The following is a 15787-nucleotide window of genomic DNA, read 5'->3' as shown; positions in this document are numbered from 1 at the left end:
GTTCGTTATTATTTAATTGAGGAAATAAATTTAGTTAGACCATTTTTCGCTGGCAGCAGCATCTACGGTCATTTTTAAACTGCCTCCTTTTTTGATAACATCTAAGTCAATAGACAACTGATTTAAACTGCTATCATTCAGTTTTGCATCCTGCAGATAAATATTGGTTTTGGAATTATTTTTCACATCAATAACAAAAGATTTATTACGATCTTTTCCTAACTTTTTGATTGTAATTTTATCAAATAACGGACTGCTGATTTGAAATGACGGATTAATATCAGTCAATCCCTTTACATCAAACAATCCAATGGATGCCATAACGTACCAGGCACCTAATTGTCCCTGATCTTCGTCCTGACCGTAACCGTAACCATGAATTCCTTCGGTTCCGTAAAATTCGTCGCAAATTGCGTGTACCCATTTTTGTGTCAGATACGGTTTGCCAGAAAAATTAAACAACCATGAAATATGTAAATTAGGCTGATTTCCGTGATTATAGAATCCTGATAATCCTGCAAAAGCATCTATAGTTTTTCCTCCGCCAAAAACATTCTGTTGCGATTTTGTAAAGATGTCATCCAGACGGTTATTAAAAGTATCTTTCCCTAAAGTTGCTACTAATTCAGGAACATTGTGAGGAACATAAAACGTGTATTGCCACGCATTGCCTTCCTGAAAACCTCTCCATGGTTCTGATGGATTGAAGTTTTTTATAAATTCTCCATTCGCATATTTCGGTCTGATAAAAGCTGTTTCTTTATCATAAAGCAATTTCCATCCGTCAGCTAATTTGATGAGTTTTTCGTAATCGCTTGTTTTACCTAATGCTTTTGCAAATTGCGCTACTGCATAGGCACTATAGGAATATTCCAGCGTATGCGAAGCTGAAAATCCGGAACCATTTGTATTGGTATTGTAATCCATATTATCTACAAATGGTGAATAACCCAATTCTACAAACTGTTTTACATCCATTTTTCCTGCGCCTTCAATTCTGTCTCTCCATTCTAATTCATTTTTCAGAGCTGCTTCATATCCTTTTTCTACATCAAAATTACGGATACCGGAGTTATAAGCCGAGGCAATAGCAAGACCTGTAAAATTTGTACCTACTCCCGAAACATATTTGCTGTTTGCAATTCCGTCTCCTAACCATCCTGCGTCTTTGTAAACCAATATTTGCCCCTGAACCCAGTCTGCATAATATTCAGGATATGCCAGTGCCCACAATTGAGTTAAGTTCCAGAAACCTCCCCAGATAGCATCGGTATTATAATAGTTGTGCTGCGGTTTTCCTTTCGCGTCAAGCGGAATCTGACCTACTTTTCCGTTATTCATCGGATACGCTCCGTTTACATCACTGCCCAATCCGCGGCCTAATACAGCATGGTATAAGCCTGTGTAGAATTTAATTTTATCCGTTTCGTTCTTGCCTTCAACTGTAATTCTTCCCAAATAATCATTCCACACTTTTTGGCTTTCTTTTTTTGCTGAATCGAAATTGAGTTTTTTGGCTTCGGTTTCAAGATTAAGTCTGGCATTGGCAACTGAAGTGTACGAAAGACCAATTTTTACGGTGATCATTTCATTTTCTTTTGTATCGAAAGTCAGATAAACTCCTGCTCCTTCTCCACTTATTTCTTTAGCATTTGCCAGAGTTTCTTTTTTGTTGAATGTTCCGAAACTAGCTGGTTTTTTGTCTAATACTGCAGAAAAATACATCGCCACATCAGCTCCTGCCTGATATTTTTTCACGTATTCAGGTGTGGTAATCACATACCCTTCGATTCTTCCATCTTCGGTAATAGTCACTTTTGATTCCTTTACAGCTCCGCTTTCGCCCTGTCTGTTTCCAATGTCAAAAATGATGTTGGACTGAGATGATTTCGGAAAGGTATATCGCTGAAAACCTACTCTTTTTGTCGCTGTCAATTCTGCTTTAACATTATAATCTTTAAGCAAAACCGAATAATATCCGGCTGTCGCATATTCATCTTTTCGATCAAATCTCGATCTGTAGCCTTCGTCAGGTTTATCAAGGCTTCCCGGTATTGTTTGTAATTTTCCAACCGAAGGCGCCAGGACGATTCCGCCTACCTGAAATTCATGTAAACAGGCAAAACCTTCAATAGAAGTATCTCTGTCATCATAACCTGTGGCTTCCCAGCCTTGTACGTTGCCTATATGTGCATTGGTTGAAGGTCCCAGTTTTGCAAGACCAAACGGCATCGCACCGGGAGTATAAAAAAACCAACGGCTGTGTGCTGTTCCGATGTTTGGGTTAACGTAATCAGACAACCTCTTTTTATCTTTTTGACTGTAAGCAGTATGCGATACACAGCTAATGGCCACAAATAATAGGCTTAAAATCTTTTTCATAGTAATATAATTTAGCGCGATTTATTTTTTAAAATTGCAATTCTGGCGTATAATTCCACAATACAAGCCTCATTTAACAACCATTTTGGCGTTTTAGATTCATCTGATCCGGCGTTCCAGTCCTTAAAAAGAAGCCCTTTGTCATCCCGGGCATGCATCCACGCATAATTAATGTTGCCGATAATGGTATCAATGTACTTTGGTTTTTTATCTACTTCGTATAAATCCTGATAACCACGGAATAAAACAAGGGTAAACCAAGGGTCATCCAAAATTGAAATTCTTCCGTCAGTTTGTTTTTTTCCAAAGAATAAATAGGATCCTTCTGCCAGTAATTGTGCTTCGTTAAGGTATTCTTTTTTTCCTGTAATTTTATATAAACTTACCGCAGATTGTAACATTGTACCCGTATTGTATGTCCAGGCTGTTTTTAAAACAGAACGATCAGCTGTTTTCATGTCGTTCCAGTAAATATTTTCGCTGCTTCGTAAATGGGTATACATCCAGTTGTAAAATTTCAGGCCCCAATCCAAATAGTATTTATCTTTTGTCTGTTCATAAATCTTTAAAGCCAAAACAGCTGCTTTGCCATTAGAACAGGCCGGTTTCATATCACGAACTCCTTCGAGCCAGGTCACTCCGCCTTCAAGGTCTGTATTCCATCCGCTGATTATGAATTCGAAAACCTCTTTAGCATCTTTTAGATAGTGCGCTTGTTTTGTATTGGAATACGCTTCAATATAATCAATGCCCACCAGACCGTTATCATCATAATAACGGTCTGATTTTTCCAGACGGGTTGGGTAGGCCTGATAACCAGCAGGTTTACGAACGGTATCCCGATATTGTTTTTGTGCTTCTATCAGGTTTTTCAATGGAGCACTATATTTGTTTTTGTCAATTTTATAAAGAACATTGATGGCAGATGTCATTCCGCTAAAGGGCCATAGAAACGAAACTTCCTTAGCGTTTTTTTCACCATCATTAAAATAATTAATATTCGGCTGATTCGTATTTGGATAATATTCTGAAAACAGATTATAGTTTGGAAGATAATACAGGCTATAGACCAAATCATAAAAGGATTCCGCCCTATTTTTATAAGTATCATCTGCGTTGTTTTGACTGTTAATCTGATTAGAAAATAAAAAACAAATTATAAAAGCAGCAATCATTTTTTTCATAACTCTTTTTCTCCTTTTAATAATGCGATACGACCATACATTTCAATAAGACCTGCCTGCTGTAACAACCATTTATCTCTTCCGGGTTTAACCCCTGACCAGTCTTCATAAAACAGGCCGTAGCTATTTCTTGCTTTTGTCCAGGCATAGTCAGCATTTTTTATGAAGGTATTTACGTAAGTCTGCGCCATTGGAGCATGTTTAAGAAGATCTAAATATCCTCTGAAAAGGCATACGTTGAACCAGGAATCGTGGTCCGGAAAAAATAACTGATTATCTGTAGTATGTGTAAAAACAGTAAAAGTAGAAGCCGCGATTGTTTTTGCTTCATTTAGATAGGCTTCATCATTCGTAATTTCATAAAGCAGAACATTGTTACTGATCATGGCTCCCGAGTTATAAGTCCACTTGGTTTTGTTCACAAAATTATCCCTTATTCTAATGTCATTCCAAAATAGATTATCAACAGGATCTTTCATGTTGGTAGTTAACCACTGATAAATCCTTTTTGCGAATTTCAGGTAGTCTTCGTTTTTTGTAATTTGATATAATTTCAGCAAATACGTTGTCGTAAAAGCACTGGCACAGACTGCTTTGTTGCACATGTCACTTTCGGGTTTGTTGCGATATTGCTCCACCCAGTACATTCCACCCCCGGCGACATTGTTTTCACCTGTTAAACTGAACTCTGCAATTTTCTTCACACGTTCCAGAGTAGCTGGATTTTTTGTAAGGTGGTAATCCTCAAGTAAGTCGAGAGCCAGAATCGCATTATCATCATAAAAGCGGTCTTCTAATCCATACTGAACAGGATAGGCAGCATAGGCAGCAGGTGATCGTTGCGTGTCATAGTATTTTTCAGCTGCAAGAAAAGCGTCGTTTAGTTTCTGGTCTTTGTATCCAATGGCTTTTAATTGATTTACACCAGATAACAGACCATCAAGCGACCATAGATAAGACGCTTCCCTGTCGCCAGCCTGCTTTGGAAAATTTTCCAAATACAGCCCTGTGCTGTTGATTTTATAATTTTGCTGGACTAAATCAAAAACCTGTTTCGCTTTTTCTCTATAGGTAATCGTAACTCCCGGTTCAGTTGGATCCGGATGCGTCATCGCAGTATCTGTATTCTCTGTGCAGGAAAAAAGCAAAAAGCTAAAGAATAATATGCTTAATTTTTGGGTGTTTTTCATAGTAGAATATGTTTTAAAACAGGCTGCTTTTACAACAGCCTGTCTGTATTTTATTAATCAATGATAGTGACGAAATGTTTATAAGCTCCGGTAGTTGACATGTCTATGATAACATTGGCATGCTTGTTCTCAGAACCTTTAGGCAGTTTGTACATACCTGTCCAGTCTCCATTTTGTCCCGGACTTGGGATATCTGCTAAATTATAGATGTTATAATACGTAGCAGGTTGTGATCCGTCAGGCTGAACATTAAAAGCTACTAATCCCGGAATATTGGATGCGTTCATCTGATCATTATGATAACTACCCCAGATTTCCTGGCCTTGATTTGTAGTTACCCAAAAACGATAGCGTTCTTCCGGATATCCCCAATCATGGTAGTAAGGCAAAGCGATGTTTTTAACTTCAAATTTATGGTTTCCAATATAAGTCAGGTTTCCAAGATTATACTGCCAGGTTCTGATCATCTGAATTGCTTTTATTTCGGTTGTTTTAACTGTAAGCAAATTAAAGTCAACCACAATTCTGTAAGCATTTCCAGTACCAGTCATTGCTATTCCCGACTCATTATCAGCTTCAACCAATTTGTTATTGCTTCCAAGAATATAAAACACTTTATTTCCGGTGGCAGCATTACAAAATTTTATTTCTCCATTGGATACGGATGCAAAAATTTCAAAAACACCATCTTCTATTTTTTTGAATTTCATTGCAGTTTCGATAGTTTTAACTTCAAATCCAGAGCCGTAAGCAAACAATTCGGCTGGAATTTCACCTATTCCTGCAGGGCGCTTAAGTTTCAAGGTACGTACCTCTTCTACCTCTTTTCGCTCACCTCCCTGAGAAGCGATTACTTTCCATTTAACAACACCTTCAGAATCTACTCCAATATTGGCAAGTTTAGCCAACGCAATTAATTGTTTTGGTGTGAGTGAGAGCCAGGCATCTCCTCCTCCTCCGTTTGAAACCGTTTTAAATATCTGATTTGTGAAATCCCCGTTTTCTTTATCAAAAACAACTTCGTACAGTACTACTCCTCCATGATGAGATATAGATTTTTCCCATTCAAATTTGGTTGTGGTTCCATTTTCCAGATCTATTGCTATCAGTTGATTTTGAGCTGGCGACACCAAAGCTTGCGGAGCGTCAAAACCGGTTTGCAATTCGTAACTTTCGCTGCAGCCAGCCAGTATTAGTAAGATCGCTATAAGGCTCATAAGCCCGGTAATTTTCTTTTTCATAATGTTTTAGATATTTACCAATTAGGATTTTGGGTTAAACTGTTATTCAAATCTCTCTCCGATTGCGGTACAGGCCACAGATAATGTTTTGTTTTGTCAAAAACCCTGTTATCGACGCGTATGTAACCATTATCGACAGCCGGGTCCTGATTGGTTTTAATACCGTGCAGCCAGCCATTCAGAACAATTTCAGCCGTTTTCCAGCGTCTTAAATCCATTAATCTTAAGCCTTCCATCGCTAATTCAGAACGACGTTCACGACGAATGATTTCCTGCATCAGTGTTCCTGTAACTCCAGGGTAGTTTAATGCATTTGCGTTTGTAAATCCGGCTCTTGTACGCAATTTTTTAATGGTCAAATCCCATTCGGTCTGACCAAAAGTATTTAATTCAGATTTCGCTTCGGCATACATCAGTAATACGTCGGCATAACGAATCAGGATAAGATTTGAACCTGAATTTGTAAGGTTTCGGGCTGTTTTATCGTAAAATTTCGAAACATAATATCCGGTAGGCGTACAATTTGAAGATGCATTTATTGCATCGTCACCTGTTCCTAAATAGGTGTTTATTGTCGCTAAACCGCCACTTTGATTTTCAATTTTTGAGCCATGTCGAATAATTGTCGCATCCAGACGCGGGTCTCTGTTAGAATATGGATCGGATTCATTGTATGCCGGATCCGCTATTGTCTTACCATTTAAAAGCAGATAATTGTCTGCTAATTCCTGTGAAGGAGAAATTGCTGCATATCCTCCTAAAGATGGCGGAATCAGGAAATACTGATTTCCATGCTCTCTGTTTACGGGCATAAATTCAACATTCAGAAGAACTTCGATATTACCTTTGTTTGCAGGCTTGAATAAGTCGGAATAGCTTCCGTTAAACAAATCCAGGTTCCCGGCTTCTTTTTTGTTGATAATGGCATCACAAATATCGGCCACTTCCTGCCAACGACTTTCACAAAGCAATACTCTTGCTTTTAATGCCATTGCAGCACCTTTTGTAAAACGTCCTTTATCAGGATCTGAATATGAATTTGGAAGTATTTTAGCAAAATCCAATTCATCTAAGATAAACTGCAGTACTTGTGCTTTTGCTGTTCTGGGAATAGTACTTGCCTCATCGATGCTTATTTCTCTTGTAACCAAGGGAACATCTCCAAAGTTATTGATCAGAATAAAGTAATGAAAGGCACGTATCGCCCTTGCCTCAGCAATATATCGGTTTCTTAGTTCAGCATTGAGTCCCGGAACTTTTGCAATATTATCCAATAAGATATTGCATCGCTTAATTCCTGCATATCTTGCAATCCACACATCACGCATTAACGAGGCAGAAGTGCTGTAACTTCCGTTGGCAACATCGCGTACGAGCGATCCATTGTTGCTTTTTGTATAAGAGTTATCAGAAAGTGATTCATTAAAAATAAACTGCTCCGCACCATAAAGATCCGGATAGCAACTGTTTAGTGCATAAAGTGCATCTTCCGGTTTATCCCAAAAAGACAAATCTGACTCTTTATCAACTAGTGGGGTATCAAGACTCTCACATCCCCAGAAAGCGGTCATTATAATTACTGCTATTATATATTTTATTTTCATGTCTGATGGATTAAAAATTAACGTTAAGACCTACAGCGACTACTTTTGTCACCGGATAAACACGTCCGCTCAAGGCAGCCCCGGAATTAATTTCCGGATCATATCCTGATTTTAGTTTCGTCAGTGTAACCAAATTTTGTCCCGTTACATAGGCTCTAAATCTGGAAACACCAATTTGCTTTGTAAACCTTTCAGGTATCGTATATCCTAATTGAATGTTTTTTAAACGTAAGTAAGAAGCGTCCTGTATCCAAAAATCAGATTTGGCAGCATTATTAGCAGATTCTGAACCTACTGTTAAACGGGGATATGAAGCATCCGGATTGGCAGGTGTCCATCTGTCAATATGGTAATCTCTGACAGGTCCTTCGTTATTGTTATGGAATGCTTCAACAGCCTCTCCACGAATCCACATGCTGCGTTTTCCAACACCCTGTAAAAAAACACTGAAATCTATTCCGTTCCAGTCCATAGCATAGGTCAGACCGTAAGTGTATCTCGGAAATGGGTTTCCAAGAATAAAACGATCTGTTGATTCATTGATTTCGCCATCGCCATTCCTGTCCACGTAACGAATGTCTCCCGGTTTAGCACCAGCCGCATTAAAGGTTTGTTTTGGACCATTTGCCACTTCCTGCGCATTTTGAAAATAACCGTCACTTTTTAATGCATAATAAGAATTGATTGGAAATCCTTCTTTTAAAATTGTAACTACATCAGAACCTGAAATTAAAGTTCTTCCCCCGTCATCTGTTACTTCATTTACGTTATCAGATAAATTTCCCGTCAATGAATGGTTCACCTTACCTGTTGTAAAAGCATAATTAGCTGAAAATTCCCAGCCTTTGTTGTTTAATGCCCCCACATTTTGCGTAGGAGCACCACTTCCGTAGGTACCAGGTACAGGAAGATTGCTAACCAGAATATTTTTGGTGTCTTTACTATAAAAATCAAGTGTTACTGATAATTTATTATTGAAGAAACCTGCTTCAATACCAAAATCAATCATTTCACTTGTTTCCCAGGTAATATCAGGATTTGATTCACTAAAATAAGCACCGTTTGCTAAATTATCACGGAAAGAATATGCTTGTGTAGCAATATTTATAGTACGTAAATATTTATACAATCCGATGTCCTGATTTCCGGTCTGACCCCATGATGCCCGAATTTTCAGATTACTTACCTGCTCGCGAATTCCCTGCATAAATCCTTCATTCGAAATACGCCATCCCGCTGAAAATGATGGGAATGTCCCCCAGCGATTCTCTGAAGCAAAACGGGAAGATCCATCCATTCTGACGTTTGCCTCAAGAAGATATTTATCTTTATAAGAATAATTTAATCTTGAAAAGAAAGAATTAATTCCCCATTGTTCTGCACTTCCGAAGGTGTTTTTTTCATCTGTAATCTGACCGTTTCCTATAACGCCAAATTCGTTTCCGGGGATTCCAATTTTTCTCGCCTGATACCATCTTCTTTTACTGGTTTCATTAGAAATTCCCAGTAATCCTGCAAAACTATGGCTGTCTCCTATTTTTTTGCTGTAGTTTAATGTAAGCGTAGAATTAAGGAGTAGTGTTCTGTCAAATGCATCCATAACAGAGCTTTCGTTGTCACCGCCTCCCTTGTACGGAGCATAGTCTATCGATTTTCTAAATTCATGACTATTATTAGTTGATAAATTACCTCCAAAGAAACCTTTAAGTTTTAAATCTTTAACAATGCTCCATTCTCCACTAATACTTCCTGCAAGGGCATCATTTTGATAGGTTCGCATTCCGCCTTCATTTAATCTGGCTAAAGGATTTGAGTTACTTCCGCTAACTAATGTATAATTATCATTTTGATCTTTTATGGGATAAATGACAGGTATTCTGGTTGCCTGTTCAATAAGCCATTCCGTCCAATAAGCATGCTCCTTTGTTGTAGTTCCATTATAAGCAGCCGTAGCAATAACAGTGAATTTATCTGATAGTTTTGAATTGATAGTTACCCTTGCATTATTTCTTTTCAGTCCATAATCGCTATTACCTTCAAATAAACTTCTTTGATCTAAATGGCCAACCGAAATATGATACATCGTTTTATCTGATCCACCATCAAAGGCAAGATTATGAGTAGATTGAGGAGCCGTATCTCTGTAAATTTTATCTAACCAGACAGTTCCTTTACCCATTTTTCTGAATTCATTAATCTGATCGGGTGTGAATTGTGCAGAAAGTCCCGAATTGATCAATGCTTCATTTCTAAGTTCGGCATACTCCCATGCTTTTGCGTATTCCGGCAAATTTGTTGGTGCCTGCATACCGTATAAATAGTCATAAGAGACTCTTGTTTTGCCTTTTTTTCCGATTTTAGTTGTAATCAGAATAACACCATTAGCAGCTCTGGAACCATACACCGCAGTCGATGAAGCATCTTTAAGTACCGATACACTTTCAATATCGTTTGGGTTGATATTGTCAATACTTCCAATTAGTCCATCAATCAATATTAACGGATACGTTCCTGACTGAAAGGTACCAATTCCCCTAATATTTATGTTTGTTCCCTGCCCAGGTTCGCTGGATCCCTGCTGAATTACCAATCCCGGAACCGTTCCCTGTAATGCCTGTGATGCACTTGTTACAGGTTTGTTCTGAAACACTTTAGAGTCAACATTACTCACTGCTGATGTTAGGTTCACTTTTTTCTGAACACCGTAGCCGATTACTACAACTTCTTTTAGTACCTGATCTTCTGATTTTAGTAAAAAATGAAGTGGCTGATTTCCGTTTATTGCTTTCTCACTATTCTCGTACCCCACATACGAGACAACAATTATGGCATTATTAGGTGCATCAATTGTAAAAGTTCCGTCAAAATCTGTGTTGGCTGTTTTGGTAGTCCCTTTGACACTTATACTGGCGCCAACTAAAAGTTCGTTTGTTTTACCATCTTTTACAGTACCTGAAATAGTATTTTGGGCATGTAAAACTGCTGCATTTGCTATCAGAAATAGTAATAGGATGAATTTAAGTTTTGGGGATAGAACTATCCCAAACTTTGTGCTGCCTGATTTCATATTTTTCATAAGCTCTGGCATTGCGTTTTTAGTAATTTTCTGTCTGAGGTTTTTTGAGATTGTTTCATAAAGTTTGTGGTTTTTAATAGTTTTAGTTAGTTAGTAATTGTTTGGAAAATGACGTGATTTTTTCCGGTCTTCTATTTCACATACTCATTGCCGCGCCAACAATAGGGGCATCTGCCCATAATTCACATGTTTTTATCTTTAGGTTGTGTACTTCTCTTTTTGCGAGTTTTTCCTCCAGTTTATTCAGGAAGAAAGGGTGGCATTTTGCAATATTTCCTCCAATGACAAAAGTGTCAGGTTGGAATTTGGTAACCCATGGATAAATCATTTCCGTCAGATTATCAGCAAATTCATCAAAAACTGCCAATGCCTGCCATTCGTCTTTTTGAGCTAACGCAGCCGTTTCCCTGGCTCCGGAAATATCGAGACGAAATCTTTCTTTGAACGTATTTACAAACCAGCGGGTTGAGAAATAATCGTCGGCAATACTTTTTCCAAATGGCACATTATATAAATATCCGTCCGGAGGCACACCTGTCCCCTCAATCGATTGCGAGCCATTGATGAGAAAAGTACTTCCGAGTCCTGTTCCTAATGTTAATACAATTGTACGTTTGCTGTTTTGCGCAGCCCCTCCATAATATTCCCCTAATGCATAACAACTTGCATCATTGGCAAAACATACCGGAACGTCATATCCGTTCAAAACATCTTTGAATATTTCTTTAAGGTTTACATCATACAAAGCATCAAATTTCTGAACTCCCTGAATTTTCGAAATTCCATTTTCATAATCGAAAGGTCCGGGCATGGCAACTCCAACAGCATCAAATGAATATTGGTTTGCTACTGAAAACAGCTGTCCAAACAATAAGCGCATAGATTCCGTAAATTCCTGAACGCTGCCATTAGAATCTATTTTTCGTTCAACAAAACTATTTTCTACGATTTTTCCGGTTGTTTTATTGACGAAAGCACAGGATACGTGCGAGCCTCCTACATCAACTCCTATGTTATATGTATGTTCCATTTTAATTTTATGTTAATTGATTTAACTCTAAGGTTTGAATACTATTTAAAGTCAAACCTTAGGTTTAATTATGAGAACGTTTTACGATTTGTGTCGTACATACGCTTTTAGTGTAGCGCACTGTTTACCTTCACTCTCACCATATGGACGAATCGTATATTCGCCAACTGCTGCGGGAATAATGAATGTTTCGGCATAGTGGACAACAAAAGGTTCGAATTTATTTGTGGGACTTTCGATTATGGCTTCTGCTCCTTCCACCAGATTCAAAACATTTACGCTGTCTCCGGTTTGATGCAAAACCGACTTTGTAAACCAATGACGGCGGGTTTCTATAAATTGGGTTTTATGGAGACCTGTTCTCTCTTCGCGCCATCCATCACCGTTAGCGACCTCCTGAACCTGATCTACTAAATTTTCAAGACAATAGGCAGTATCCGTACCCCAATTTATCACCTTTTCACCACGAGCAATATTAATTGCCCTTGGTTTACCATTCAGTCCCATGCGTCCCCAATCATACAACTTGAAAGTAAAAATGTATGGTGTTGCGCTTATTTCCAGTACCATTGAATTGATTCCTGAACAGTGGATCGTTCCATTTGGAATCAAAAAATGATCGTGTTTTTTTGCAGGGAATACGTTCACATATTTTTCAGCATCGAATACAGTTCCTTCTTCTTGTGCTTTTTTTAATTCAGCTATCATTTCCTCGCTGTCACATCCTGTCTTTAAACCCAATAATACTGTAGCGTCGGGTTTGGCGTCCATCATATAATAACTTTCGTCCTGAGTATAATTCATACCGAATTTTTCTCTTATAAACTGAGTCGTTGGATGCACTTGCAAACTCAGATTTCCACCATCCATCGTGTCAAGAAAATCAAATCGGATGGGGAATTCTTTTCCAAATCTTGATTCAACCGGTTCACCCAGTAATGCTGTAGTTTTATAAAAAACCAGGTTTATACTCGGGATTTCAAAAATTTGCCCGTCCACCTCAAACAACAAACTGTTTTCTTCAGGCACGCCATCAAAAGACCATGCATAATTGGATTTTGATTTATCCAGTCCTATTACTTCTTTCATCCATTGTCCACCCCAGGGTCCCGGATCAAAATAAGGAACTACCCTAAACGGGCTTTTTGATATTGCTGTCAATCCATCCAAAAGGGTTTGGGCCTGGATCATTTTTGGCTCATTTTTTTTATTCGTGTCCAGCCAGTAATCTGCTTTTTCAAACAGCTGTTGTTTCAGTCGGTCACAAATACGCCAATCGACAAAAAATCCTCTTTTATATTGAATATTAGGTTCTTCATCAGCATTTTGTAAACCAATATTATTAACTTCATGTTTACGCTGGCGAAGCTGAATTTCCCAACGTGCCATGTCTGCATAGACCAGACAATCGTATTCTTCACATATTACAGCTGCTGCATGACCGTAAACGACAACCAGTCCTGTAGCACTTTCTATTTTCTCACGCAGTTTTTCAACTTTTGCTTTCTCTAATAAATCAATATAATCCAGCCTTGTTATAAAGCCAAAAATTGGATCATCTGTAACATCAGGATACGTTATTTCCTGAATTTTTTCATTTGCATAAAATGCTTCTTCTGAATTAATAAACAATTCAGGGTTTAAATTCCCAAATGCACTTAGCAACTCCGCATGATGAACTCCCTGATAACATTCAACCACCAAAACATAGCGGCCTGAATCAGAATTTTTAATTTTTAATCGTAATTCTTCAATAATATTTTCCCAACCGCAGCAGGCATTTCCGGCAATGGGAAAAAAAGGTGTTTTGTTATAAGTGCTCATATATAAAATGGTAATTAATTCTAAAAATGCAATCGCCCAAAACTTAAGAGTTTTTCAAAAAAATACTTCTTTGAATAATCGATTCCAGAAGTTGTTGGTCTGATGAATTACAAATGTATACTGCAACCAAATTAAAAAAATGTAACTTTGTTGCGATTTACTTGTACTATCTTACGAATTAAATTTTAATTTTATGCTACAGCAAAAACAAGGTTTTAAAGGACAAAGACTCATTGCCATCAGTACGGAAGTCTTCTCAAACAGCGAACACAACCAGTTAACAATGAGCCTTTACATCACTAAAATAGGGTTCTTTCCTGCTGTAAAATATCATTATATCAAGAAGGATTCCGGTGTGGATTATTATATATTGATATACTGCACTTCCGGAGAAGGATGGTGCAAAGTAGGAGAAAACACTTACGCTATAAAAGAAAATCATTTTTTGATACTTCCGCCAAATACACCTTATAGTTTTGGAGCAGACAGGTCAAATCCATGGACCATATACTGGATTCATTTCAAAGGAAAACTGGCTTCATCATTTTTAATATTGCCAATAGCCCCGAATGAAATTTTGCCTGATGCTAATTCCAGATTGCAGGACAGAATAGATATGTTTGAGGAAATATATGAAAATCTGGAGTTGAGTTTTCATAGTAATCATTACAATTATGCTTCACTTTGTCTTTTTCATTTTTTGGCCTCTTTTAAATATGAACAACAATTCCGTCAAATTCGAAGCCATGCCGGAATCGAAAATCAGTTTAGCCAAAAAGTTATTTCTTACATGCGCGAAAATGTAGAACACAATTTAACTTTAGAACAATTTGCAAAGCACTTTAATTATTCTCCATCCCATTTTTCTATGTTGTTTCAGGAAGAAACTAAACAGTCGCCTATAAAATATTTCATCAACCTAAAAATCGAAAAGGCTTGTCAATATCTGGAATTGTCCAACCTGAAAATCAGTGATATTTATCCAAAACTTGGTTTTAAGGATGCTGCGTACTTTAGCCGGATTTTTGGAAAAGTCATGGGAATATCACCTTCTAAATATAAGGAACAGGAAAAAATCATTTGATAAATTTACTTTTAAAAAAATCCATTTGATCAAAGAACAAAAAACTATTCACCCATATATAACAGAAGAAATAGTTTTATCGCAAGAAATAAAAAAGCCCCATTTTTAAATTTGGGGCTTTGTTGTATTTTGTTTTTGAAGATTTAACGCCAATCAAGTGCTGGAGCAATATATTTTAGTATTGATGATAATATATGTACATTATAATCAACGCCTAATGTATTGGGTATGGTCAATAGAAGAGTATCTGCTTCCTGAATAGCTTCATCCTGAGCCAGCTCTTCAATTAATTTATCCGGCTCTGCTGCATAACTCTTTCCGAAAATAGCACGCTTGTCACTTTCTATATTTCCAAAACTATCAGATCCTTTACCCTGATTGCCAAAGTAGTATTTGTCCTGATCATTGACTAATGCAAAAATGGAACGGCTAACAGAAACCCTGGCTTCCCGCTGATGCCCGGCTTTTTTCCATGCTTCTTTGTACAACCTGATTTGTTCAGCTTGTTGAATATGGAAAGGTTTACCATTTTCGTCATATTTCAGGGTAGAACTTTGCAGGTGCATTCCGTTTTCAGCTGCCCAAATAGCAGTAGCATTAGACGCAGCTCCCCACCAGATCCTATCCCGTAATCCCTCAGAATGTGGTTCAAGACGCAACAAACCTGGAGGATTTGGAAACATGGGATACGGGTTTGGTTCGGCAAATCCTACGCCATCAAGTTTATCCAGAAAATCCAGCGCTTTTTTGCGTCCCATATCAGCATCTGTTTCTCCTTCCATAGGTTCATAACCAAAAGAACGCCATCCGTCAATTACTTGTTCCGGTGATCCCCTGCTGATTCCTAATTGTAAACGTCCTTCCGAAATTAAGTCCGCAGCTCCAGCGTCTTCTACCATATACAGCGGATTTTCATACCGCATGTCAATTACTCCTGTCCCAATTTCTATTTTGCTTGTTTTAGCACCAATAGCGGAAAGTAAGGGAAAAGGAGATGCCAGCTGCTGTGCAAAATGATGTACCCGGAAATAAGCACCATCTAAACCGATTTCTTCTGCTGCAACCGCTAAATCGATAGACTGCAAAAGAGTATCGCTTGCCGTACGGGCTTTATAGGAAGGATGATTGGCCCAATGTCCAAATGATAAAAATCCTATTTTTTTCATTGACAG

10 protein-coding genes are annotated in these 15787 nt (G+C 37.9%); 1 reads left to right on the top strand and 9 read right to left on the bottom strand.

All coding sequences use genetic code 11. The features are described 5' to 3' along the window. Positions 1-30: 30 nt before the first annotated feature. From DMB68_RS04530 to DMB68_RS04495, 8 genes are all read right to left on the bottom strand, one after another. A complete protein-coding gene (locus DMB68_RS04530; RefSeq protein ID WP_110345458.1) occupies positions 31-2382 on the bottom strand; it encodes a GH92 family glycosyl hydrolase in 2352 nt (783 codons plus the stop codon). Positions 2383-2393: 11 nt separating this feature from the next. Beyond that, the gene (locus DMB68_RS04525) at positions 2394-3566 is read right to left on the bottom strand and encodes a glycoside hydrolase family 76 protein (RefSeq protein WP_196783677.1); all 1173 of its coding nucleotides are present in this window, start codon (positions 3564-3566) and stop codon (positions 2394-2396) included. Beyond that, positions 3563-4756 (bottom strand): glycoside hydrolase family 76 protein, encoded by a 1194-nt coding sequence (locus DMB68_RS04520; RefSeq protein WP_110345457.1) that lies wholly within the window; start codon positions 4754-4756, stop codon positions 3563-3565. The genes DMB68_RS04525 and DMB68_RS04520 overlap by 4 nt, the downstream gene beginning before the upstream one ends. A gap of 53 nt (positions 4757-4809) precedes the next feature. Further along, complete coding sequence (locus DMB68_RS04515; RefSeq protein ID WP_110345456.1) at positions 4810-5997, bottom strand: SusE domain-containing protein; 1188 nt, start codon at positions 5995-5997, stop codon at positions 4810-4812. A gap of 14 nt (positions 5998-6011) precedes the next feature. After that, positions 6012-7601, bottom strand: a complete 1590-nt coding sequence (locus DMB68_RS04510) for a RagB/SusD family nutrient uptake outer membrane protein (protein WP_110345455.1) — start codon at positions 7599-7601, stop codon at positions 6012-6014. Between the two features lie 10 nt (positions 7602-7611). Beyond that, on the bottom strand, positions 7612-10677 hold the full coding sequence (locus DMB68_RS04505; RefSeq protein WP_196783676.1) for a SusC/RagA family TonB-linked outer membrane protein: 3066 nt from the start codon (positions 10675-10677) through the stop codon (positions 7612-7614). A gap of 136 nt (positions 10678-10813) precedes the next feature. After that, complete coding sequence (locus tag DMB68_RS04500; protein ID WP_110345454.1) at positions 10814-11707, bottom strand: ROK family protein; 894 nt, start codon at positions 11705-11707, stop codon at positions 10814-10816. A gap of 81 nt (positions 11708-11788) precedes the next feature. Beyond that, the gene (locus tag DMB68_RS04495; protein ID WP_110345453.1) at positions 11789-13531 is read right to left on the bottom strand and encodes a class I mannose-6-phosphate isomerase; all 1743 of its coding nucleotides are present in this window, start codon (positions 13529-13531) and stop codon (positions 11789-11791) included. A gap of 193 nt (positions 13532-13724) precedes the next feature. Here DMB68_RS04495 and DMB68_RS04490 point away from each other — a divergent pair, with 193 nt between their 5' ends. Next, complete coding sequence (locus tag DMB68_RS04490; protein ID WP_110345452.1) at positions 13725-14615, top strand: AraC family transcriptional regulator; 891 nt, start codon at positions 13725-13727, stop codon at positions 14613-14615. A gap of 143 nt (positions 14616-14758) precedes the next feature. Here the strand turns inward: DMB68_RS04490 and DMB68_RS04485 are convergent, their stop codons facing one another. Then, the gene (locus tag DMB68_RS04485; protein ID WP_110345451.1) at positions 14759-15781 is read right to left on the bottom strand and encodes an LLM class flavin-dependent oxidoreductase; all 1023 of its coding nucleotides are present in this window, start codon (positions 15779-15781) and stop codon (positions 14759-14761) included. Between the last annotated feature and the right edge of the window lie 6 nt (positions 15782-15787).

Source organism: Flavobacterium hydrophilum (genome assembly GCF_003202405.1).
Lineage (GTDB): Bacteria > Bacteroidota > Bacteroidia > Flavobacteriales > Flavobacteriaceae > Flavobacterium > Flavobacterium hydrophilum.
Note: the sequence above shows the minus strand (reverse complement) of the source record. Positions and strands in the feature narration are given on the sequence as shown.

Excerpts from the sequence above, each read along its gene's own strand:
- DMB68_RS04530 (WP_110345458.1), bottom strand. The coding sequence starts at position 2,382 with ATGAAAAAGATTTTAAGCCTATTATTTGTGGCCATTAGCTGTGTATCG.
- DMB68_RS04525 (WP_196783677.1), bottom strand. The coding sequence starts at position 3,566 with ATGAAAAAAATGATTGCTGCTTTTATAATTTGTTTTTTATTTTCTAAT.
- DMB68_RS04520 (WP_110345457.1), bottom strand. The coding sequence starts at position 4,756 with ATGAAAAACACCCAAAAATTAAGCATATTATTCTTTAGCTTTTTGCTT.
- DMB68_RS04515 (WP_110345456.1), bottom strand. The coding sequence starts at position 5,997 with ATGAAAAAGAAAATTACCGGGCTTATGAGCCTTATAGCGATCTTACTA.
- DMB68_RS04510 (WP_110345455.1), bottom strand. The coding sequence starts at position 7,601 with ATGAAAATAAAATATATAATAGCAGTAATTATAATGACCGCTTTCTGG.
- DMB68_RS04505 (WP_196783676.1), bottom strand. The coding sequence starts at position 10,677 with ATGAAAAATATGAAATCAGGCAGCACAAAGTTTGGGATAGTTCTATCC.
- DMB68_RS04500 (WP_110345454.1), bottom strand. The coding sequence starts at position 11,707 with ATGGAACATACATATAACATAGGAGTTGATGTAGGAGGCTCGCACGTA.
- DMB68_RS04495 (WP_110345453.1), bottom strand. The coding sequence starts at position 13,531 with ATGAGCACTTATAACAAAACACCTTTTTTTCCCATTGCCGGAAATGCC.
- DMB68_RS04490 (WP_110345452.1), top strand. The coding sequence starts at position 13,725 with ATGCTACAGCAAAAACAAGGTTTTAAAGGACAAAGACTCATTGCCATC.
- DMB68_RS04485 (WP_110345451.1), bottom strand. The coding sequence starts at position 15,781 with ATGAAAAAAATAGGATTTTTATCATTTGGACATTGGGCCAATCATCCT.